Consider the following 331-nt stretch of genomic DNA (forward strand, 5'->3'; position numbering starts at 1 on the left):
CCGCGAGGTGGAGCTAATCTCACAAAACCGATCGTAGTCCGGATCGCAGTCTGCAACTCGACTGCGTGAAGTCGGAATCGCTAGTAATCGCGAATCAGAATGTCGCGGTGAATACGTTCCCGGGCCTTGTACACACCGCCCGTCACACCATGGGAGTGGGTTGCACCAGAAGTAGCTAGTCTAACCTTCGGGAGGACGGTTACCACGGTGTGATTCATGACTGGGGTGAAGTCGTAACAAGGTAGCCGTAGGGGAACCTGCGGCTGGATCACCTCCTTAATCGACGACATCAGCCTGCTGATGAGCTCCCACACGAATTGCTTGATTCATT

1 rRNA gene is annotated in these 331 nt (G+C 54.4%); it reads left to right on the forward strand.

Going from position 1 to position 331, the window contains the following annotated elements:
• Positions 1-279 (forward strand): 16S ribosomal RNA (locus FS777_RS21300); the annotation flags it as partial.
• Between the last annotated feature and the right edge of the window lie 52 nt (positions 280-331).

Origin of the sequence: Pseudomonas sp. DE0157 (assembly GCF_007678615.1) — a bacterium.
Taxonomy (GTDB): domain Bacteria; phylum Pseudomonadota; class Gammaproteobacteria; order Pseudomonadales; family Pseudomonadaceae; genus Aquipseudomonas; species Aquipseudomonas parafulva_B.